The organism is Microbacterium sp. NPDC055521 (assembly GCF_053619695.1).
On the sequence record NZ_JBSHJX010000001.1, the window covers coordinates 192,318 to 212,409 of the forward strand.

The 20,092-nt window shown below is 69.1% G+C and carries 20 protein-coding genes; 8 read left to right on the forward strand and 12 right to left on the reverse strand.

Annotated elements, in window-relative coordinates:
* Window positions 1-59: 59 nt before the first annotated feature.
* The 10 genes from ACWGSM_RS00915 to sufB all read right to left on the reverse strand — a co-directional run bounded on the left by ACWGSM_RS00915 (window position 60) and on the right by sufB (window position 7,654).
* Complete coding sequence (locus ACWGSM_RS00915) at window positions 60-656, reverse strand: energy-coupling factor transporter transmembrane component T family protein (protein ID WP_452321115.1); 597 nt, start codon at window positions 654-656, stop codon at window positions 60-62.
* On the reverse strand, window positions 653-1,333 hold the full coding sequence (locus ACWGSM_RS00920; protein ID WP_452321116.1) for an energy-coupling factor ABC transporter ATP-binding protein: 681 nt from the start codon (window positions 1,331-1,333) through the stop codon (window positions 653-655). The genes ACWGSM_RS00915 and ACWGSM_RS00920 overlap by 4 nt, the downstream gene beginning before the upstream one ends.
* Window positions 1,330-1,932 (reverse strand): biotin transporter BioY, encoded by a 603-nt coding sequence (locus ACWGSM_RS00925; RefSeq protein ID WP_452321117.1) that lies wholly within the window; start codon window positions 1,930-1,932, stop codon window positions 1,330-1,332. The genes ACWGSM_RS00920 and ACWGSM_RS00925 overlap by 4 nt, the downstream gene beginning before the upstream one ends.
* A gap of 135 nt (window positions 1,933-2,067) precedes the next feature.
* Window positions 2,068-3,477, reverse strand: a complete 1,410-nt coding sequence (locus tag ACWGSM_RS00930) for an MFS transporter (RefSeq protein WP_452321118.1) — start codon at window positions 3,475-3,477, stop codon at window positions 2,068-2,070.
* Window positions 3,474-3,605 (reverse strand): hypothetical protein, encoded by a 132-nt coding sequence (locus ACWGSM_RS00935; RefSeq protein WP_452321119.1) that lies wholly within the window; start codon window positions 3,603-3,605, stop codon window positions 3,474-3,476. The genes ACWGSM_RS00930 and ACWGSM_RS00935 overlap by 4 nt, the downstream gene beginning before the upstream one ends.
* Window position 3,606: 1 nt before the next feature.
* Window positions 3,607-3,936, reverse strand: coding sequence for a metal-sulfur cluster assembly factor (locus ACWGSM_RS00940; RefSeq protein ID WP_313357807.1), 330 nt, complete (start codon window positions 3,934-3,936; stop codon window positions 3,607-3,609).
* A gap of 9 nt (window positions 3,937-3,945) precedes the next feature.
* Window positions 3,946-4,716: a Fe-S cluster assembly ATPase SufC gene (gene sufC, locus ACWGSM_RS00945; RefSeq protein ID WP_452321120.1), complete on the reverse strand. Its 771-nt coding sequence runs from the start codon at window positions 4,714-4,716 to the stop codon at window positions 3,946-3,948.
* A complete protein-coding gene (locus ACWGSM_RS00950; protein WP_313357811.1) occupies window positions 4,717-5,043 on the reverse strand; it encodes a non-heme iron oxygenase ferredoxin subunit in 327 nt (108 codons plus the stop codon).
* Complete coding sequence (sufD, locus tag ACWGSM_RS00955) at window positions 5,040-6,236, reverse strand: Fe-S cluster assembly protein SufD (RefSeq protein ID WP_452321121.1); 1,197 nt, start codon at window positions 6,234-6,236, stop codon at window positions 5,040-5,042. Before sufD ends, ACWGSM_RS00950 begins: the two co-directional genes overlap by 4 nt.
* Window positions 6,236-7,654, reverse strand: a complete 1,419-nt coding sequence (gene sufB, locus ACWGSM_RS00960) for a Fe-S cluster assembly protein SufB (protein WP_452321122.1) — start codon at window positions 7,652-7,654, stop codon at window positions 6,236-6,238. The genes sufD and sufB overlap by 1 nt, the downstream gene beginning before the upstream one ends.
* Window positions 7,655-7,893: 239 nt before the next feature.
* On the opposite strand from sufB, the gene ACWGSM_RS00965 reads away from it, so the two are divergent.
* Window positions 7,894-9,036, forward strand: coding sequence for a COX15/CtaA family protein (locus ACWGSM_RS00965; protein WP_452321123.1), 1,143 nt, complete (start codon window positions 7,894-7,896; stop codon window positions 9,034-9,036).
* Window positions 9,037-9,111: 75 nt separating this feature from the next.
* On the opposite strand, the gene ACWGSM_RS00970 is transcribed toward ACWGSM_RS00965, so the two are convergent.
* The gene (locus ACWGSM_RS00970; protein WP_452321124.1) at window positions 9,112-10,047 is read right to left on the reverse strand and encodes a heme o synthase; all 936 of its coding nucleotides are present in this window, start codon (window positions 10,045-10,047) and stop codon (window positions 9,112-9,114) included.
* Between the two features lie 255 nt (window positions 10,048-10,302).
* On the opposite strand from ACWGSM_RS00970, the gene tkt reads away from it, so the two are divergent.
* Genes tkt through pgl form a run of 6 tightly spaced genes read left to right on the forward strand, consistent with a single transcriptional unit; the run spans window position 10,303 to window position 18,435 of the window.
* Window positions 10,303-12,408, forward strand: a complete 2,106-nt coding sequence (gene tkt, locus ACWGSM_RS00975; RefSeq protein ID WP_452321125.1) for a transketolase — start codon at window positions 10,303-10,305, stop codon at window positions 12,406-12,408.
* Window positions 12,409-12,434: 26 nt separating this feature from the next.
* On the forward strand, window positions 12,435-13,547 hold the full coding sequence (gene tal / locus ACWGSM_RS00980; protein WP_452321126.1) for a transaldolase: 1,113 nt from the start codon (window positions 12,435-12,437) through the stop codon (window positions 13,545-13,547).
* Window positions 13,544-15,142 carry a glucose-6-phosphate isomerase gene (locus tag ACWGSM_RS00985; protein WP_452321127.1) on the forward strand — a complete coding sequence of 533 codons (1,599 nt, stop codon included), beginning with the start codon at window positions 13,544-13,546 and terminating at the stop codon, window positions 15,140-15,142. The genes tal and ACWGSM_RS00985 overlap by 4 nt, the downstream gene beginning before the upstream one ends.
* Before the next feature lie 32 nt (window positions 15,143-15,174).
* Window positions 15,175-16,719, forward strand: a complete 1,545-nt coding sequence (gene zwf, locus ACWGSM_RS00990; RefSeq protein ID WP_452321128.1) for a glucose-6-phosphate dehydrogenase — start codon at window positions 15,175-15,177, stop codon at window positions 16,717-16,719.
* Window positions 16,716-17,651 carry a glucose-6-phosphate dehydrogenase assembly protein OpcA gene (locus tag ACWGSM_RS00995; RefSeq protein ID WP_452321129.1) on the forward strand — a complete coding sequence of 312 codons (936 nt, stop codon included), beginning with the start codon at window positions 16,716-16,718 and terminating at the stop codon, window positions 17,649-17,651. The genes zwf and ACWGSM_RS00995 overlap by 4 nt, the downstream gene beginning before the upstream one ends.
* Before the next feature lie 4 nt (window positions 17,652-17,655).
* Window positions 17,656-18,435, forward strand: a complete 780-nt coding sequence (gene pgl, locus ACWGSM_RS01000; RefSeq protein ID WP_452321130.1) for a 6-phosphogluconolactonase — start codon at window positions 17,656-17,658, stop codon at window positions 18,433-18,435.
* Here the strand turns inward: pgl and ACWGSM_RS01005 are convergent.
* Window positions 18,429-19,421, reverse strand: coding sequence for a DMT family transporter (locus ACWGSM_RS01005; RefSeq protein WP_452321131.1), 993 nt, complete (start codon window positions 19,419-19,421; stop codon window positions 18,429-18,431). The genes pgl and ACWGSM_RS01005 overlap by 7 nt on opposite strands.
* A gap of 73 nt (window positions 19,422-19,494) precedes the next feature.
* Between ACWGSM_RS01005 and def the strand changes: the two genes are divergently transcribed.
* A complete protein-coding gene (def, locus tag ACWGSM_RS01010) occupies window positions 19,495-20,061 on the forward strand; it encodes a peptide deformylase (RefSeq protein ID WP_452321132.1) in 567 nt (188 codons plus the stop codon).
* The last annotated feature ends 31 nt before the right edge of the window (window positions 20,062-20,092 follow it).

Genomic DNA, 20,092 nt, shown 5'->3' on the forward strand with positions numbered 1-20,092 from the left:
TCGTTCAGGGTGGGGTGTGCCGACGACCGGCGGGCGGGACGTCCGCGGCTGCTGCGGCGTCAGCGACCGAGCCCGCGGGCCGTGAGCGCATCGCCGACGTCGTCGGCATGCTTCATCGCGAGCACGAGCAGCGGCACGGCGGCCCGCGCGCCCAGCCGCACTCCCCTGGCCCGCTGCGCGTCGCGCACCTGCTCGAGCAGGCCGGTGAGCACCGGCACCATCGTGATGGTCAGTGAGACGGCGAGAGCCGGGGTCTCGGGGTCGATGCCGAACACGCGCAGCGGTCGGAACAGCCGACGCAGCACGTCGAGCAGGTCGCCCGTCCGCGTGGTGCTCGTCACGGTCTCGGCGAGCAGCAGCAGGGCCACCACCCGCCCGGTGTTCTGCACGGCCGCGGCAGCGCTCACGAAGACCACGAGCGCGCCGCCCAGCACCAGAACGAGCCAGCGCAGACGCCACCAGGCGAGCAGAAGACCACGCGCCCCGGCGCCGGCCGCCAGCAGCCCGATCGACGCGACACCGAGCAGCACGAGCGTCCCTGTCGTGCCGGGGCGCACGACCGAGATCGCCAGCGCGCTGCACGCCAGGCCCAGCAGCTTCGCTCCCACCGGCATCCGGTGCAGGATGCTGTCACCCGGTCGGTACAACGAGATCACGCGCTGATCCGCCGATACGTCTCGATCACGCTCCGCGGCTCCCCCGCGGCGACCAGCCGCCCGTCGTCGAAGAGCACCGCCTCATCGCAGCGGGCTGCCAGCTCGAGGTCGTGTGTGACGATGACGACGGGCACCGCGAGCCCCAGAAGCAGATCCGCGATCCGGCGGGCGTTGCGCAGGTCGAGCAGCGTCGTCGGCTCGTCGGCGACGACGAGCCGCGGGTCCGTGCACAGCACCGCGGCCAGCGCCAGCAGCTGTCGCTGGCCGCCCGACAGTTCCGAGACCGGCTGATCTCCTCGTCCTGCCAACCCGTACCGGTCGAGGATCTGCTCGACCTGCGTCCTGCGCGCGCCTCGCGGCACGGAGCCGAGAGAGAGCGCCAGGTCTTCGGCGGGCGTCGGCATGAGGATCTGCGCCTCGGGGTTGGTGAACACGAACCCGACCCGCGAGCGCACCCGCGACCCGTCTGCGGCCGGATCCAGCCCGAGCACGCGCACCGCGCCCGTGGTGGGCCGGCGCAGCCCGTTCATCATGCGGGCGAACGTCGACTTCCCCGAGCCGTTCGCGCCGATCACCGCGATGCGCGGCGCGGTCAGCCGCGCTGTGACACCGCTCAGGATCGTGACGCCGTCGACCGTGTAGGAGACGTCGTCGAACGCGATGTGCGCCGTCGTCACTGCGCAGCGACGGCCCCGGCGCCGAGAGCGCGCGCGGGTGCGCCCGGACCGGTCGGGAAGGCGCGCGGATACGCCCGGCGGAGGGCGACCGCGAGCACGGTCGCCAGCGTCGCCTTGATCAGGTCGCCGGGCAGGAAGGCGACGCTCGACAGCGCGGTCAGATCGAGCGGCACCCCGGTGACCGCGGCCTGCACGGGGATCCCGAAGAGGTAGACGACGACGATGCCGCCGACGACGGCGCCGATGGCCGCACGCCACCAGGTGAAGCGCCCGCTGTGCGCGATCAGCCCGATCACGATCGCGCCCGCCACCCAGCCGGCCAGGTACCCGGCGGTCGGTCCGACGAAGGCACCGAGTCCACCACGGCCTCCGGCCAGCACGGGCAGCCCGATCGCCGCGAGCGCCAGCACGAGCAGGATCGCCAGAGGAGCACGCCGGGCGCCGAGCACGAGTCCGGCGAGCATGACTCCCAGCGTCTGGCCGGTGATCGGGACCCCGCTCGGCAGCGGCACCATGACCGTGCCGAGGACGATCACGAGAGCGGCGAACACGGCGATGCGTGCGAGATCAGCGCTGAGTGGACGGCGGTCGGGAGTCATCGGTCCTCCAGGGATCGTGGGCTACGTGCACCGGAACGGCGATCACGTTGACGATTCCCACAGTATTGACGGAATCCCGATCGGCGCACGACGACACCTACAGCGTGGGCGGGCAGATCTTGTCGACCTGCGCCGTCAGCGGACCGGATCGCCCATCCGCAGGCCCGGCAGCAGGGCGAGCACAGTGAGGACCGCGGCGAACGCGTAGACGGTCGCGAAGCCGCTGCCCAGCAGCGGAAGGGCGACGAACCCGAGACCGGCGACGGCCACCGCGAGGGCGGATCCGGTGGCATCCGAGATCGACAGCGCAGAGGAGTTGAATCCTTCATCGCGGGTCGTCGAGTACGCGAGGGTGAGCACCGTCAGGCGCGGATAGAGCAGACCCATTCCCGCGCCGGCGAGTCCCCACCCCACGACGACGATCCAGGGCAGTGGCCAGACGAGCACCACCGCCAGCACGCCGGCGATCGCCGTGGCGAGAAGCGTGAAGGTGATGAGCATGATGCGACGACTGCCTAGGCTCTCTCCCCAGCGTCCCTGCACAGCCGACGCACTCGACCAGCCGAGAGCTGCGAGCGTCAGCGCCAGGCCGGCGATCGACGGTGAGAAGCCGTGCTCGTCCATCAGCAGCTTCGGGATGTACGCCTCGGCGGCGAAGAAGGCGCCTGCGATGAGTCCACGGGTCAGTACGACGCTCGGCAGGCCGGGTGCCGCACGCAGGGTGCGCTGCGGAAGCAGCGGCAGCAGGGCGACGCCGATCACGATGATGCCGATCGCGGCCAGCGCTCCGCCGACAGGGAACGGCACCTCGACGGTGAAGCCGACGCCCACCGCGCAGGCGGCCACGACGACGGCGAGCAGCATGCGCGTCGCGAACGAACCGGGCACGGGTGCCACGGCCGGGGTGTCGGCGACGGCATCCGGATCCCCCTGCCCCGCATCGCGCGCATCCGCCACGAGTGAGACCCCGCTCAGACGCTGCGCGACGAGCACGAACGCACCGGCCGTCAGCACGGCGACGCCGAGGAACGCCCAGCGCCAGTGCAGCATCTCAGTGACGAGCCCCGCGAGGAACGGCCCGATCATCGACGGAATGACCCAGGCGGCGGCGTACGCCGCGAAGATGCGACCGTGCAGGTGCGGCGGGTACACGCGCGCGACCACCACGTACAGCGCGACCGTCTGGCCACCCGCCCCCAGTCCCTGGATGAGCCGGCCGGCGAGGAAGGTGTACATGTCGGTGGCGATGCCCGAGACCACCAGCCCGACCAGGAACAGCGCGACCGACGTGTACAGCGCCGCCCGCGGCCCTGTGCGATCGCTCCAGGTTCCGGCGGCGACCATCCCGATCACGCTCGTCGCGAGCGTGCCCGAGAACGCGACCGCGTAGAGCGCCTCGCCGTGCAGATCCGCGCTCACGACCGGCATCACCGTGGTGACGGCGAGTGCCTCGATCGCCGCGAGGAAGATGAGCACGACCGAGCCGATCGTGATCCCGAGACGGGTGCTGTCCCAGATCGTCGCCGACGGAGCGCCGGTCGTCACGCCTCCGCCTCAGTGGGGACACCTGTCTCGACGACGAAGAGCGGGAGCACCCCTTCCGGGTACCCCCGCTGCTTCTCACTCGTGCGCTGCTGCTCCGTCGGCGCGAGAGCGACGACGTGCGCCGTCATCTCAGATCGCGAAGCCGAGCGCGCGCATCATGTCGCGCCCGTCGTCGGTGATCTTCTCCGGGCCCCACGGCGGCATCCACACCCAGTTGATCCGGAACTGGTCGACCACCGCGTCCAGCGCCTGGGCGGTCTGCTCCTCGAGCACGTCGGTGAGCGGGCATCCGGCGCTGGTCAGCGTCATGTGGATGACCAGTGCGTCGTTCTCGTCGTCCCACGAGAGATCGTAGATCAGGCCGAGGTCGACGACGTTGATCCCGAGCTCGGGATCCATGACGTCCTTGAGAGCCTCGGTGACCTCGTCGTACTTCTCGGGAGTGAGCGTCGCGGTCATGCTCTCAGCCTACGCTTCGATGGGCTCGGCGGGGTCGAGGAAGCGGTCGTATCCCTCGTCCTCGAGCCGGTCGGCGAGCTCTGATCCGCCCTCCTCCACGATGCGTCCCTTGACGATGACGTGCACGTAGTCGGGGCGGATGTAGCGCAGGATGCGGGTGTAGTGGGTGATCAGCAGCACACCGAGGTTGCTCGCCTCCTTGGCGCGGTTCACGCCGTCCGAGACGATCTTCAGCGCGTCGACGTCGAGGCCCGAGTCGGTCTCGTCGAGCACGGCGAACTTGGGCTTGAGCACCTCGAGCTGCATGATCTCGTGACGCTTCTTCTCGCCGCCCGAGAAGCCCTCGTTGACGTTGCGCTGGGCGAACTTCGGGTCCATGCGCAGGTTCGACATGGCCGACTTGACGTCCTTCGTCCACTGCCGGATCGAGGGCGCCTCGCCGTCGATCGCGGTCTTCGCGGTGCGCAGGAAGTTGGTGACGGTCACCCCGGGGATCTCCACCGGGTACTGCATGGCGAGGAACAGGCCGGCGCGGGCGCGCTCGTCGACGCTCATCGCCAGCACGTCCTCACCGTCGAAGGTGATGGTGCCCTGGGTGACGGTGTACTTGGGGTGACCGGCGATCGTGTAGGCGAGGGTCGACTTGCCCGAGCCGTTGGGGCCCATGATGGCGTGCGTCTCACCGGTGTTGATGGTGAGGTCGATCCCGTTGAGGATCGGCGTCGTGCCCTGATCGGTCTCGACCGTTACGTGCAGGTCGCGGATCTCGAGAACAGACATTCAGACTTCCTTAGTGACAGTGGGGTCGATGAGCACGTCGTCGCCGTCGATCTCGACGACGAAGACCGGGACGGGCTCGTAAGCGGGGAGGTTGAGGGGGCGGCCGGTCTCGAGCGAGAACGCCGAGCCGTGGGCCCAGCACTCCAGCGTCTTGCCTTCCACGAACCCCTCGGACAGCGAGATGTCGCCGTGCGTGCAGCGGTCGCCGATCGCGTGGATCTCGTCGTCGCTGTCCTTCACGATCGAGATCGCGATCCCGTCGAGCTCGACGCGCAGCGGCGTGTCCTGTTCGAGTTCGCTGACGCTGCAGGCGCGCTGTGCGCTCACGCGCTCACCGCCTCGAGCTCGGCCTCGAGGGCGGCGGTCAGCTCGTCCTGCAGCTCGGGGATGCCGATGCGCTGCACTACCTCGGTGAGGAAGCCGAACACGACGAGGCGACGAGCCTCCTCCTCCGAGATGCCGCGAGCCTGCAGATAGAACAGCTGCTCATCGTCGAAACGACCGGTGGCGCTCGCGTGCCCGGCACCGGCGATGTCGCCGGTCTGGATCTCGAGGTTCGGGATCGAATCGGCGCGTGCGCCCTCGGTGAGCACCAGGTTGCGGTTCGCCTCGTACGAGTCGGTGCCGGTGGCGTCCGGTCCGATCAGCACGTCGCCGACCCACACGCTGTGCGCGCTCTCGCCGTGCAGAGCGCCCTTGTAGAGCACGTCTCCGGTGGTGTGCGCGCCCTTGTGGTGCAGGTAGACCTGGCTCTCCAGGTGCTGGCCAGCGTCGGCGAACGACAGTCCGTACAGGTAGCCGTGCGAGCCGGTGCCCGCGAGCTCGACGTTCGGGTTCACGCGCACCACGCCGCCGCCGAGGCTGACGACGATGTGGGTGAGCTCGGCATCGCGGTCGACGCGCGCCTGGTGAGCCGACGCGTGCACCGCGTCGTCCTCCCAGCGCTGCACGGTGACGACCTTGAGCTTCGCTCCGTCGCGCACGATGATCTCGACGTTCTGCGCGTACTGGGCGGAGCCGGTGTGCTGCAGCACGACCGTCGCGACGCTGTGGCGCCCTGCTTCGATCACGAGGTGCGCGTCGGCGCGGCCTCCGCGGCCGTCGATCGTGACGATGATCGGCTCGGCGACCTCCTCGTCGGCGGGGATGCTGAGGTGCAGCGCCTCAGCCGCACCCTGCCATGCCACGGCCGAGACGACGTCCTCGGGGACGAAGAACTCGCCCCGCGGGGTCTCGCCGTGCGCGAGCCGTGCGCTCACGTACCGCTCGTGGCTGAAGGCGTAGGAGACCGCGTCGGTCGCGCCGGCCGTCGCGAACAGCGGCTTCAGCTGCGCGACGGGAGTGTGCTTCCAGTTGACCTCGCGTCCGGTGGGGGCGCCGAAGTCGTCGGGGTCGAACGACCGGGGCCGCTCGGAGCGGGTCTGCACCGGCACGAAACCGGCGTTCGCGACCTGTGCGGCCGGGTCGATGTGCGCGTTCGTCTGCGGCGCCAGCTCGGGCGCCTGAGTGGGGGCCGTCATCAGCCGACCGATCCTTCCATGCCCATCTCGATGAGCTTGTTCAGTTCCATCGCGTACTCCATCGGCAGCTCGCGCGCGATGGGCTCGATGAACCCGCGCACGATCATCGCCATGGCCTCGGTCTCCTCGATGCCGCGGGACTGCAGGTAGAAGAGCTGCTCCTCGCTGACCTTCGAGACCGTGGCCTCATGACCGAGCTGCACGTCGTCGACGCGGATGTCGATCGCCGGGTAGGTGTCGGAGCGCGACTGGGTGTCGACGAGCAGCGCATCGCAGACCACCGAGTTGGCGGAGTGGTGCGCTGTGGCGTCGACACGGACCTCGCCGCGGTAGGCCGAGCGGCCGCCGCCACGGGCGATCGACTTCGACACGATCGACGACTGCGTGTACGGCGCCATGTGCACCATCTTCGCGCCGGCATCCTGGTGCTGACCGGGACCGGCGAAGGCGACCGAGAGCGTCTCGCCCTTGGCGTGCTCGCCCATCAGGTAGATCGACGGGTACTTCATCGTCACCTTGGAGCCGATGTTGCCGTCGACCCACTCCATGGTGGCGCCCTCGTGGGCGACCGCCCGCTTGGTGACGAGGTTGTAGACGTTGTTCGACCAGTTCTGGATCGTCGTGTAGCGCACGCGGGCGTTCTTCTTCACGATGATCTCGACCACGGCCGAGTGCAGCGAGTCCGACTTGTAGATCGGGGCGGTGCAGCCCTCGATGTAGTGGACGTAGCTGTCTTCGTCGGCGATGATCAGGGTCCGCTCGAACTGACCCATGTTCTCCGTGTTGATGCGGAAGTACGCCTGCAGCGGGATCTCGACATGCACGCCCTTGGGCACGTACACGAACGAGCCGCCCGACCACACGGCCGTGTTGAGCGCGGCGAACTTGTTGTCGCCCGTCGGGATGACGGTGCCGAAGTACTCCTCGAAGAACTCGGGGTGCTCACGCAGCGCCGTGTCGGTGTCCATGAAGATGACACCCTGCTGCTCGAGGTCCTCGCGGATCTGGTGGTAGACGACCTCGGACTCGTACTGCGCGGCGACGCCGGCGACCAGGCGCTGGCGCTCGGCCTCGGGGATGCCGAGTCGCTCGTACGTGTTCTTGATGTCGTCGGGAAGGTCTTCCCAGCTCTGCGCCTGCTTCTCCGTGGAGCGCACGAAGTACTTGATGTTGTCGAAGTCGATATCGCTCAGATCCGCGCCCCAGGTGGGCATCGGCTTGCGGTCGAACAGCGACAGCCCCTTGAGGCGGGTCTTGAGCATCCACTCCGGCTCGCTCTTGAGAGCCGAGATGTCGCGCACGACGTCCTCAGAGAGGCCGCGGCGCGCGCTGGCTCCGGCGGCATCAGCGTCGTGCCAGCCGAACTCGTACACCCCCAGCCCATCGAGTTCCGGGCGGTCGATCAGCACATCCGACATGACTCACTCTCCTCAATATGGGCCCAGACGGTGTCATCCGCCCCGGCACACCGGTTCCCCGTCGAGTCTTCAGGGAAAGGATGCCGCTCATGGGCCCTCATCTTCGGCGCAGGACTCGCGCCTAAACTATCGGTGAGGGATTTCGCGCTGTGTGCGCCCCTCATCACAATCCCGATTCTACAGGTTCCGCTTCGCGAGCGGGCCGCGCCCGCCTGTCGATTCCGCGAACCGGAGGCACCATGAACCACACCAGCGCTGCGGATACGATCACGCGCAGCCGCTCCCGCGGCGATTCCTTCGGGTGGCTGCCGACGACGATCGGTCGACGGCTGCGCGTGTTCGCGTGGCTCTCCTTCCTCGCCGAGGTCATCATCATCGGCACCGGTGGAGCCGTGCGCCTGACCGGGTCGGGACTCGGATGCTCTGAGTGGCCGCTGTGCACGCCCGAGTCGCTCGTGCCGATCCTCGAGGTGCAGGGCCTGCACGGAGCCATCGAATTCGGCAACCGCGTCATGACCGGCGTGGTCGGGCTGCTGGCGCTCGCGGTGCTGATGCTGACCCTGCACGTCGTCAGCGGCCGCCGCCTCGTGGTGCGCGCCGTGTGGTTCGCGCTGGGCGGGATCGCGCTCGGCGTGCTGGTGTACACCGGAATCGCCGTGGTGGGCGTGCCGGGAGCCGATGAGCGGACGACGGCCGTGATCGCCGCAGCGTTCATGTCGGCAGCGCTGCTGCTGGCGGTGCTCGTCGGAGCCACCGATTCGCTGCGCCAGACGATGCCCCGCAAAGACCTGGCGGTGCTCGCCTGGGTGGTGCTGGTGGGTGTGATGGCTCAGGCCGTGGTCGGCGGATTCGCGGTGATCAGCAGCCTGAACGCCTTCATCGTGGGCTTCCACTACACCGTCTCACTCGCGCTCGTGTGCGTGACGGCGCTGTTCCTCGTTCGGCTCGACGCCGGTGATGCGCCCCGCGTGTCGGCCGTGCCGACGTGGTTCTCGGTGCTGACCCACGTCACCGGTCTCGCTCTCGCGACCACCATCGTGGTCGGCGTGCTGACGACCGGATCCGGGCCGCACTCGGGCGACGAGGCGATCCGGCGAGAGGGCGTCGACGCGACGGTGCTGGCACACGTGCACTCCTGGCCCGGCTACATCCTGGCCGCGCTCGTGCTGACGCTGCTCGTCGCGAGCTGGGCCATGCGCCTGCGTCCGCGCACCTGGCTGCTGGCGCTCACGGCGGCGATCGCCGTGCAGGTCGGCGTGGGCGTGCTGCAGGCCCGCACCGGGCTCCCGCCTGTGCTCGTGGGCGTGCACATGGTGCTCGCGGCGCTCTCCGCGGCGACCTACGTGGTCGTCGTCACGAAGCTGAAGAAGCCCGTCACCTGAGCGCATCGCGAATCATGCGAAGAGGCCCCCGCCGGATTCCGGTGGGGGCCTCTTCGCGATGGTGCCGGCGGCAGATCAGAACGGCAGAAGCGGGTCGACCGCGACGGCGAGGAAAATCAGCGTGAGGTACGTGATAGACGCGTGGAACACGCGCATCGGGCGCGGCTCGCCGCCGCGCACGGCGCGGTTGTACAGGCGGTGCGACTCGTAGACGAACCAGCCGCCGAAGACGAGCGCCGAAACGGTGTAGACCAGTCCCATGTGCGCGACGGGCACGAGCAGCAGCGAGCACACCACGGTCGCCCACGCATACAGGATGACCTGCAGACCGACCTGCGAGGCCGAGCGGGTGACCCCGAGCATCGGCACGTCGACGTCGTCGTAGTCGTCCTTGTACTTCATCGACAGCGGCCAGTAGTGCGGCGGCGTCCAGAGGAAGACGAGCACGAAGAGCACGAACGGCGGCCAGTCCAGTGAGCCGGTGACGGCGCTCCAGCCGATCAGCACGGGGAAGCATCCGGCGATGCCGCCCCAGACGATGTTCTGCTCTGTGCGGCGCTTGAGGATCATCGTGTAGATCACGACGTAGAAGAAGATCGCGACGACCGACAGCGTCGCGGTGAGCCAGTTGGTGGTCAGCAGCAGCCAGACGGTGGATGCCACGGCCAGCACCCACGAGAACACCAGGGCCCCACGCGGCGAGACCTCACCGGTGACGAGAGGGCGGTTCTCGGTGCGCTTCATGTGCACGTCGATGTCGCGATCGAGGTACATGTTGAACGACGCCGCGGACGACGCGCTCATCGCGCCGCCGATGACCGTCGCGACGACGAGCCAGATGTCGGGCATCCCGCGCTCGGCGAGGAACATCACCGGGACGGTGGAGACGAGCAGAAGCTCGAGCACGCGGGGCTTGGTGAGGGCGATGTAACCGCGGACCCTCTGACCGAGCGAGTGATGAGTCGCGGCGGCCTGCGATGTGGTCGAGATCGCGATCCCCTCCTTATACATGGCGGACGTCCCCCCATTCTATGCCACCCGGCGTGTCGTGCCGGGTCGGCGCACGAGCGGCGCGAGGCGCTGCGCGAAGCCGCGGGCGGGCGGAGGATTATCCGCCCTCCTGCAGGCGGATGCAACACTCTCCGGACCGTCGTGTGCGCCCCGCTATGCTGAAACCCACTCGCGCACCCGCTGCTGTGCACATCCACTCCGTGAAGACGCGGAAGGCGCAGGAATGCGGGAGCGTCCCCTCGCGTCTTAAGGAGTATGGCTGTGACAGAACTGCACTGGGATGAGATCGATCGACGCGCGGTGGACACCGCCCGAGTGCTCGCGGCGGATGCCGTCGAGAAGGTGGGCAACGGTCACCCCGGCACGGCGATGAGCCTCGCCCCCGCGGCGTACCTCCTCTACCAGCGCGTGATGCGTCACGACCCGGCCGACACCGACTGGCTGGGCCGCGACCGCTTCATCCTCTCGGTCGGTCATTCGTCGCTGACGCAGTACGTGCAGCTGTACCTCGGTGGCTTCGGACTCGAGCTCGAAGACCTCGAGTCGCTGCGCACCTGGGGATCGAAGACTCCGGGCCATCCCGAGTACGGGCACACCAAGGGCGTCGAGATCACCACGGGGCCGCTCGGCCAGGGCCTCGCGTCGGCCGTCGGCTTCGCGTACGCCGCCCGGTACGAGCGCGGGCTGTTCGATCCGGATGCCGCTGCCGGCACCAGCCCGTTCGACCACTTCGTCTACGTGATCGCCGGTGACGGCGACCTGCAGGAGGGCGTGACCAGCGAGGCGTCGTCGCTCGCCGGCCACCAGCAGCTCGGCAACCTCATCGCGATCTACGACTCCAACCAGATCTCGATCGAGGACGACACCGACGTCGCCTTCACCGAGGACGTCGCTGCACGCTACGAGGCGTACGGCTGGCACGTGCAGACCGTCGACTGGAAGAAGACCGGCCAGTACGTCGAGGACGTCGCCGAGCTCCACGCCGCGATCACCGCCGCGCAGGGCGAGCAGTCCAAGCCCTCGCTCATCATCCTGAAGACCATCATCGGCTGGCCCTCCCCCGGCAAGCAGAACACGGGCAAGATCCACGGCTCCGCGCTGGGCGCCGACGAGCTGGCCGCCACCAAGAAGGTGCTCGGCTTCGACCCCGAGCAGCACTTCGTCGTCGCAGACGACGTCATCGAGCGCACCCGCACGCTCGCAGAGCGGGCGGCCGACGTCCGCGTCGAGTGGCAGAAGTCGTTCGACGCGTGGGCCGAGGCGAACCCGGAGCGCAAGGCGCTGCTCGACCGTCTCGAGGCGCACGAGCTTCCCGAGGACATCGCCGACGCGCTGCCGGTCTTCGAGGCCGGCAAGGACGTGTCGACCCGTGCGGCATCCGGTCAGGTCATCAACGCTCTCGCCGCTCAGCTGCCCGAGCTGTGGGGCGGTTCGGCCGACCTGGCTGAGTCGAACCTGACCACCATCAAGGACGCGCCGTCGTTCATCCCGACCGAGTGGTCGACTCACGAGTGGAAGGGCAACCCGTACGGCCGGGTGCTGCACTTCGGCATCCGCGAGCACGCGATGGGAGCGATCATCAACGGCATCGTGCTGCATGGTCCCACCCGTGCATTCGGCGGCACGTTCCTCATCTTCAGCGACTACATGCGCCCCGCCGTGCGTCTGGCCGCCCTCATGAACGTTCCGAGCATCTTCGTCTGGACCCACGACTCCGTGGCGCTGGGTGAGGACGGTCCGACCCACCAGCCGATCGAACAGCTCGCGTCGCTGCGCCTCATCCCCAATTTCACCGTCGTGCGCCCCGCCGACGCCAACGAGACAGCCGCGGCGTGGCTCGAGCTGCTGCGCCGCCACGGCGGACCCGCCGGCATCGCGCTGACCCGGCAGAACATCGCCGTCTTCGAGCGCGGCGACGGCGAGGCCGCCGGCGACACGTTCGCCTCGGCCGCGCACACGGCGAAGGGCGCCTACGTGCTCGCCGAGGCTCCGAGTGGCACGCCCGACGTGATCCTCATCGCCACCGGCTCCGAGGTGCAGCTCGCCGTCGCCGCACGCGAGACGCTCGCGGCGGAGGGCGTCAACGCCCGCGTCGTGTCGGCGCCCTCGCTGGAGTGGTTCTCCGAGCAGGACGAGGCGTACCGCGAGTCGGTGCTGCCGGCATCCGTCACCGCCCGCGTCTCTGTCGAGGCGGGCTCCATCGCCAGCTGGCGCGGCATCGTCGGCGACCGCGGTCGCTCGATCGGCATCGACCACTTCGGTGCGTCGGCCGACTACAAGACCCTGTTCGAGAAGTTCGGCGTCACCGCCGAGGCGGTCGTCTCGGCCGCGCGCGAGACCATCGCCGACGCGGCGCGCTGAGCGCCGCAGAAGGAGAGCAAGAGATCATGAGCACCCCCACCGAGAACCTCGCGCAGGCCGGCGTCAGCATCTGGCTCGACGACCTGTCGCGCACGCGGATCAGCTCCGGCAACCTCCAGCAGCTCATCGAGAGCCGCAACGTCGTCGGCGTCACCACGAACCCGACGATCTTCGCGACGGCGCTGATGGACGAGAACGACACCTCCTACGACGAGCAGACCCACGAGCTCGCCGTCGCGGGCGCCAGTGCGTCCGAAGCGATCTTCGCCGCCACCACGCAGGATGTCGCGAACGCGCTCGACGTCTTCCGCCCGGTGTGGGAGTCGACGGACCACATCGACGGACGCGTCTCGATCGAGGTCTCCCCCGACCTCGCCCACGACACCGAGGGCACGGTCGCGTCGGCCAAGGAGCTGTGGCAGAAGATCAACCGCCCCAACCTGCTGGTGAAGATCCCTGCCACCGAGGCCGGTCTTCCCGCGATTACCGAGGCGATCGCCTCCGGCATCAGCGTGAACGTCACCCTGATCTTCAGCCTGGAGCGCTACAACGACGTCATCGACGCCTACCTGGCCGGCCTCGAGCGCGCGCACTCCGCCGACTTCGATCTGTCGAGCATCCACTCGGTCGCGTCGTTCTTCGTGTCGCGCGTCGACACCGAGACCGACCGGCGTCTGGAGGAGATCGGCACCGAAGAGGCGCTGGCGCTGAAGAGCAAGGCGGGCCTCGCCAACGCACGCCTCGCCTACGAGCTCTTCGAGAAGAAGTTCGCCGAGAAGCGCGCGCAGGATCTCGTCGCCCTCGGCGCCAACCTGCAGCGTCCGCTGTGGGCATCGACCGGCGTCAAGGACCCGAGCCTGCCCGACACGCTGTACGTGACCCAGCTGGTCGCCCCCGGTGTCGTCAACACCATGCCCGAGAAGACGCTCGAGGCCACCTTCGATCACGGCGAGGTCACCGGCGACACCATCACCTCGACCTACGCCGAATCGCACGAGGTGATGGCGAACCTCAAGGCCGTCGGCGTCGACTTCGACGACGTCACCCGGGTGCTCGAGGAGGAGGGCGTCGCCAAGTTCATCGACTCGTGGCACGGCCTGCTCGACAGCGTCGCGAAGGTTCTGGAAGCCGCACGATGACCGTCTCGGTGCACGTGTCGCAGGCGGCGCAGGCCGCCGTCGAGCAGCTCGTGCCGGGCTTGGTCGACGACCTCGTCGCGTCACGTGTCACCGCAGCCGACAGCGACCTGTGGGGTGCGGATGCCTCGGCCGAGGCATCCGCACGTCTCGGCTGGGTCGACGCCGTATCGAACTCCCGCCCGCTCGTCGCGGAGATCGTCGCCCTGCGCGCCGACCTCCGCGCGCGAGGGATCGATCGGATCGTGCTGGCCGGCATGGGCGGCTCGTCGCTCGCTCCCGAGGTCATCGCGAACACCGCCGGCGTGCCGCTGACCATCCTCGACAGCACAGCCCCGGCTCAGGTGCTGCGAGCGATCGACGAAGGGCTTGCCCGGACGGCACTGGTCGTCTCGTCGAAGTCGGGATCCACGATCGAGACCGACTCGCAGCGTCGCGCCTTCGCGGCGGCCTTCAGCGACCTCGGCATCGACCCGGCCGAGCGCATCATCGTCGTCACCGACCCCGGATCCCCGTTGGAGGCATCGGCTCGGGATGCCGGGTATCGCGTCTTCACCGCCGACCCGAACGTCGGCGGACGGTACTCCGCACTCACGGCCTTCGGTCTGGTCCCCGCCGGCCTGGCAGGCGCCGACATCGACGAGCTGCTCGACGAGGCGGAGGCGTCGCTGCTGCAGTTCGCCGTCGACTCGCCGGATAACCCGGCGCTGCGGCTCGCCGCTGCGATCGTGGGAACCGAACCACGCCGCGACAAGCTCGGACTCATCAGCGACGGCACCCACATCGAAGGGCTGCCCGACTGGATCGAGCAGCTGATCGCCGAATCCACAGGGAAGGCCGGCACCGGGATCCTCCCGGTCGTGCTGCTGCCCGTCTCCCCTGAAGTGGAGTCCCGGCCCGCAGACCTGCAGCTCGTGCGCCTCGTCGACGACGCCGCCGAGTTCCACCTGCGACACCACGGTGAGATCCTCGTCAGCGGAACGCTCGGTGCGCAGTTCCTGCTCTGGGAGTACGCGACGGCGATCGCGGGCCGCCTGCTCGGCATCAACCCGTTCGACCAGCCCGACGTCGAAGCCGCGAAGACCGCCGCACGAGGGCTCCTCGATGCGCGTCCGGAGACCGCCCCGGCGGCTTTCGTCGAGAGCGGGATCGAGGTGCGCGCGTCCGACCCGGCACTGCTCGTCTCGGGGACGCTCGCCGGTGTTCTCGACGCCCTGTGGGCACGGCTGGGCATTGACGGATACGTCGCGATCCAGGCGTACGTCGACAGGACCGAGATGCCGCAGCTCCAGGGGCTGCGCGAGATGGTGGCCGCCGACTCCGGACGCCCGACCGCGTTCGGATGGGGTCCCCGCTTCCTGCACTCGACGGGCCAGTACCACAAGGGCGGTCCGGCTCAGGGCGTGTTCCTGCAGGTCACCGAGCGCACCGACGTCGACCTCGAGATCCCGGGACGTCCGTTCACGTTCGGGCAGCTGATCGAGGCGCAGGCAGCCGGTGACGCGGCCGTCCTCGCCGGTCTCGGCCGACCGGTCGTCACCCTCACCATCACAGACGCCGTGGATGACGTGCTGGCGCTCTTCGAAGCCGCTCAGTGAGATCGTCCTCACGACTTGGAGATACCCCACCGATGACTGCCACCGTCTCCCGCGGACACAATCCTCTCCGCGATCCCGACGATCGCCGGATGAACCGCATCGCAGGTCCCAGCGCCCTGGTGATCTTCGGCGTGACCGGCGATCTGTCGCGCAAGAAGCTCATGCCCGCGGTCTACGACCTTGCCAACCGCGGCCTGCTGCCCCCCGGCTTCGCCCTGGTCGGCTTCGCCCGGCGCGACTGGGAGGACCAGGACTTCGCGGAGGTCGTGTACGACGCCGTCAAGGAGCACTCCCGCACCGAATTCCGCGAGGAGACCTGGCAGCAGCTGCTGCAGGGCATCCGGTTCGTGCAGGGCACGTTCGACGACCCGCAGTCCTTCGCGCGTCTGCGCGAGACCGTCGAGACGCTCGACGTCGAACGCGGCACCATGGGCAACCACGCCTTCTACCTGTCGATCCCGCCGAAGGACTTCCCGACGGTGGCGCGCCAGCTGAAGGAATCCGGCCTGGTCGGCGAGCACAGCGACGACGACACCTGCTGGCGCCGCGTCGTGATCGAGAAGCCGTTCGGAGACGACCTGGAGTCCGCGCGCGCGCTCAACAGCGCGCTCGAGGTCGCGTTCCCCGCCGATTCGATCTTCCGCATCGACCATTACCTCGGCAAGGAGACAGTGCAGAACATCCTCGCGCTGCGCTTCGCCAACGAACTGTACGAGCCGATCTGGAACCGAAACCACATCGATCACGTGCAGATCACCATGGCCGAGGACATCGGGGTGGGCGGCCGCGCCGGCTACTACGACGGCATCGGCGCGGCGCGCGACGTCATCCAGAACCACCTGCTGCAACTTCTCGCGCTCACCGCGATGGAAGAGCCGATCAGCCTGTCGGCAGAGCACCTGCGCGCTGAGAAGGAGAAGGTGCTCGAGGCCGTTCAGCTGCCCGAGGATCTGTCGACGGCGGCCGCCCGCGGCCAGTACGCCGGCGGCTGGCAGGGTGGCGAGAAGGTGAACGGCTTCCTCGAGGAGGAGGGCATGAACCCGCAGTCGACCACCGAGACGTACGCCGCCCTCAAGCTCGAGATCGCCACCCGCCGCTGGGCGGGGGTGCCGTTCTACCTGCGCACCGGAAAACGGCTGGGCCGACGGGTCACCGAGATCGCCGTGGTCTTCAAGCGCGCACCGCACCATCTGATGGGCCGCGCGTCGGAGATCGGCCAGAACGCCCTGGTCATCCGCGTGCAGCCCAACGAGGGCGTCACCATCCGCTTCGGCTCGAAGGTTCCCGGCGCCGGCACCCAGGTGCGCGACGTGACCATGGACTTCGGGTACGGCCACGCCTTCACCGAGGCCAGCCCGGAGGCGTACGAGCGCCTCATCCTCGATGTGCTGCTCGGCGACCCCCCGCTGTTCCCGCGGCACGAGGAGGTCGAGCTCTCGTGGAAGATCCTCGACCCGATCGAGCAGTACTGGGCATCGCTCGACGAGCAGCCCGAGCAGTACGCCCCCGGCTCGTGGGGCCCCGCCTCGGCCGATCAGCTCCTTGCCCGCGACGGACGAGTCTGGAGACGCCCGTGATCATCGACATCCCCGACACGACGATCAGCCAGGTCGCCAAGCGACTGGTCAACATGCGCGAGGAGGGCGGCGCCGTCGCCCTCGGTCGCGTGCTCACCCTGATCATCGCCGCCCGCAACGGCGTGGCCGAAGAGGCGATCGAGGCGGCCAACGACGCATCCCGCGAGCATCCGATGCGGGTGATCGTCCTCACCGTCGGCGACGGCGAGGCCCGTCTGGACGCGCAGATCCGCGTCGGCGGCGACGCGGGCGCGAGCGAGGTCGTGGTGCTGCGCGCCTTCGGCGACGCCGCGAGCAACGCCGAGAGCCTGGTCACCGGGCTGCTGCTGCCGGATGCTCCGGTCGTCGCGTGGTGGCCTGATGAGGCACCGCAGGATGCCGCGGACTCGCCCCTCGGGCGGATCGCCCAGCGTCGCATCACCGACGCGGCCACGAGCCCCGACGTGCGCGACCGGCTCAGCATGCTGGGCCGCACGCACGCCCCCGGCGACACGGATCTCGCCTGGACCCGCCTCACGCACTGGCGCGAGCAGCTCGCGGCCGTGCTCGACCAGCCGCCGTTCGAAGACGTCACCGGCGCCGAGGTGCGCGGCGCTGCGGCGTCGCCATCGACCGCGCTGCTCGCCGCATGGCTGCAGATGGCGCTGCAGGTGCCAGTGACGTGGTCGTACGAGGACCCGAGCGTGTGGGAGGAGGGCATCAAGTCGGTGCGTCTCACCCGTGCCAGCGGCGACATCCTGCTCGAGCGCCCCTCGCCGGGCGTCGCCGTGCTGACCCAGCCCGGCCAGCCGGATCATGAGCTGCACCTGCCGCGGCGCACGCTGCGCGAGTGCCTCGCCGAGGAGCTGCGCCGCCTCGACGCGGATCTGCTCTATGGTCGAGTCATCACCGAGGGCTGGACGCACCTCGGTCCGCCCGAGCAGAAGGTGTGAGCGAATGAAGGTCCAGGGAACGACGAAGTCGGTGGTCGTCGAGCCCACCCCCGCCGAGCTCGCGACGCGCGTGGCAGACCGCTTCATCACGCGGCTGCAGGCCCGCACCGGCAACGGTCGCGTCGCGCATGTGTGCCTCACGGGCGGTTCGATGGGCGGGGCTGTGCTCGCAGCCACGGCAGAGGATCCGCGCTCGGCCGACATCGACTGGTCGCTGGTGCATTTCTGGTGGGGCGACGAGCGCTTCGTCGAGCGCGACGACCCCGACCGCAACTCGCTGCAGTCGCGACGGGCGCTGCTCGATCACATCCCCGTGCCGGCCGAGAACGTGCACGAGGTGGCCGCTCCCAGCGACGGTGTCACCCTCGACGAAGCCGCGGATGCCTACGCCGCCGAGCTCGCCCGCTTCGCCAGCGTGCACGGCGAGTGGCCCTCGTTCGCCGTCTGCTTCCTCGGCGTCGGACCCGACGGGCACATCGCGTCGCTCTTCCCCGATCATCCCGAGGTGACGGTGACGGATGCAGCGGCGCTGCCCGTGCGCGACTCCCCGAAGCCGCCGGCGGAGCGCGTCACGCTGACCCGGCCGGTACTGAACTCCGCCAAGCGCGTCTGGCTGGTGCTGACCGGGGCAGACAAGGCGTCCGCTCTCGGTCTCGCCCTCGCCGGCGCGAGCTACGCGAGTGTGCCCGCCGCGGGCGCCAAGGGGCGCCGCCGCACGGTGTTCTTCGTCGACGAGGCTGCAGCCGCCGAGGTCTCCCCCGAGCTCATCGACCGGGACTACTGAGCGCTCTCAGACCCGCCTGCGCCGTGCGTCCCCGGATCCGCCGAAGGGTCGCTGCCCCGTCGGATGCCGAGCTCCTGACTGTCGCTGAGCACCTGCGGGTGGTACCGCGCCAGGCTGAACACGCCCCAGATGGCGATCGCCCCGGCCACGACGAACAGCACGACGACCCACAACGGCGCCGCAGCGGCCTCGCCGAGCACGAGCGCGCCGATGAGCACGGCGACGATCGGGTCGACGACCGTCAGACCGGCGATGACGAGGTCGGGCGGGCCCGAGCTGTACGCGGTCTGCACGAAGTACGCCCCCACTGCCGCGGCGGCGATGAGCGCGATGACGCAGACGACGGTGAGCCACTCGAAGTTCCCCGCCTGGATGCGGCTGATGACCGCCTTGGCGAGGGTTGCGACGAAGCCGTACAGGATCCCCGCGCCGGTGACGTAGAACAGGGCGCGCATGCGGCGTCGCAGAATCAGCCAGCATGCGCCGAGCACGATGATCACGACCAGCAGGATCGTGAGGATCATGAACAGATCATCGTTGCTGATCGGTCGTTCGGTCGCGTAGAGCGCGGCGAGGACGACGAACAGGAAGATGCCGCCGAGACACGAGGCGATCGCGATCAGAGACTGCCTGGTCGGCGTGTGACCGGAGATCCGGGCGTTCAGAAGGGTGGTGACGACGAGCGCGATCGCGCCGAGCGGCTGCACGACGATGAGCGGGGCGATGGCGATGGCGCTGAGCTGGCAGGCGATCGCGAGGCCCAGCATCATCGTGCCGATGATCCACGACGGGCGGGTCAGCAACGCCCTGAGCTGGGCGCCGCTGAGGCCGGTCGCGCCGTGCGTGCCGCTGAGCCGCTCCACCTTCTCGACTCCGCGGTGCTGGTACTGCGCACCGAGCGACATGAAGACGGCCCCGGCCAGCGCCAAGGGGATGCCGAGCAGCAGAGCGGGGTTCTGGAACACCCCGACCAGCTGCTCACTCATATTCCCTGCGAAGTCCGCCCCATGCTGCACCGTTTCACCCTACCCGGCAGTTCCGGCCCGTTAGGGTTGTGGCGTGGCTGTTCTTCCGATTCGCATCATGGGCGATCCGGTCCTTCACGCACCCGCGAGCGAGGTCCGCGAAGTGACCGACGAGATCCGAGCGCTCGTCGCCGACATGTACGAGACCATGGATGTCGCTCCCGGCGTGGGCCTTGCCGCGCCGCAGGTGGGCGCGGGCCTTCGCATCTACGTCTATTCGTACGTCGACGACGACGAGAACCCGTGGCGCGGCGAGATCATCAACCCGGTTCTGTGGATGGCCCCTCTCGAGCCCGGCTCCCCCGACCCGGATGAGGAGTCCGAGGGCTGCCTGTCATTCCCTGGTGAGCGGTTCGCCCTGCGTCGTTCCGACCGCGTGCTCGTCACGGGCACCGACCTCGAGGGACGCGACGTGCGGATCGAGGTCGACGGCTGGAGGGCGCGCATCATGCAGCACGAGTTCGACCATCTCGACGGCATCCTGTACGTCGACCGCCTCGACGAGTCGGACTGGAAGACGGTGCAGAAGATCGCCCGCAAGCGGGGCTGGAATCGCGGTTCCCACAGCTGGATGCCCGGTGTGGACGACCTCGAGGGCTGACCTGCGGATTTGCCGAACGTCGTCGGGCGTC

Excerpts from the sequence above, each read along its gene's own strand:
- ACWGSM_RS00925 (WP_452321117.1), bottom strand. The coding sequence starts at position 1,932 with ATGACTCCCGACCGCCGTCCACTCAGCGCTGATCTCGCACGCATCGCC.
- ACWGSM_RS00935 (WP_452321119.1), bottom strand. The coding sequence starts at position 3,605 with ATGACGGCGCACGTCGTCGCTCTCGCGCCGACGGAGCAGCAGCGCACG.
- ACWGSM_RS00940 (WP_313357807.1), bottom strand. The coding sequence starts at position 3,936 with ATGACCGCGACGCTCACTCCCGAGAAGTACGACGAGGTCACCGAGGCT.
- sufC (WP_452321120.1), bottom strand. The coding sequence starts at position 4,716 with ATGTCTGTTCTCGAGATCCGCGACCTGCACGTAACGGTCGAGACCGAT.
- sufD (WP_452321121.1), bottom strand. The coding sequence starts at position 6,236 with ATGACGGCCCCCACTCAGGCGCCCGAGCTGGCGCCGCAGACGAACGCG.
- sufB (WP_452321122.1), bottom strand. The coding sequence starts at position 7,654 with ATGTCGGATGTGCTGATCGACCGCCCGGAACTCGATGGGCTGGGGGTG.
- ACWGSM_RS00965 (WP_452321123.1), top strand. The coding sequence starts at position 7,894 with ATGAACCACACCAGCGCTGCGGATACGATCACGCGCAGCCGCTCCCGC.
- ACWGSM_RS00970 (WP_452321124.1), bottom strand. The coding sequence starts at position 10,047 with ATGTATAAGGAGGGGATCGCGATCTCGACCACATCGCAGGCCGCCGCG.
- tkt (WP_452321125.1), top strand. The coding sequence starts at position 10,303 with ATGGCTGTGACAGAACTGCACTGGGATGAGATCGATCGACGCGCGGTG.
- tal (WP_452321126.1), top strand. The coding sequence starts at position 12,435 with ATGAGCACCCCCACCGAGAACCTCGCGCAGGCCGGCGTCAGCATCTGG.
- ACWGSM_RS00985 (WP_452321127.1), top strand. The coding sequence starts at position 13,544 with ATGACCGTCTCGGTGCACGTGTCGCAGGCGGCGCAGGCCGCCGTCGAG.
- zwf (WP_452321128.1), top strand. The coding sequence starts at position 15,175 with ATGACTGCCACCGTCTCCCGCGGACACAATCCTCTCCGCGATCCCGAC.
- pgl (WP_452321130.1), top strand. The coding sequence starts at position 17,656 with ATGAAGGTCCAGGGAACGACGAAGTCGGTGGTCGTCGAGCCCACCCCC.
- ACWGSM_RS01005 (WP_452321131.1), bottom strand. The coding sequence starts at position 19,421 with ATGAGTGAGCAGCTGGTCGGGGTGTTCCAGAACCCCGCTCTGCTGCTC.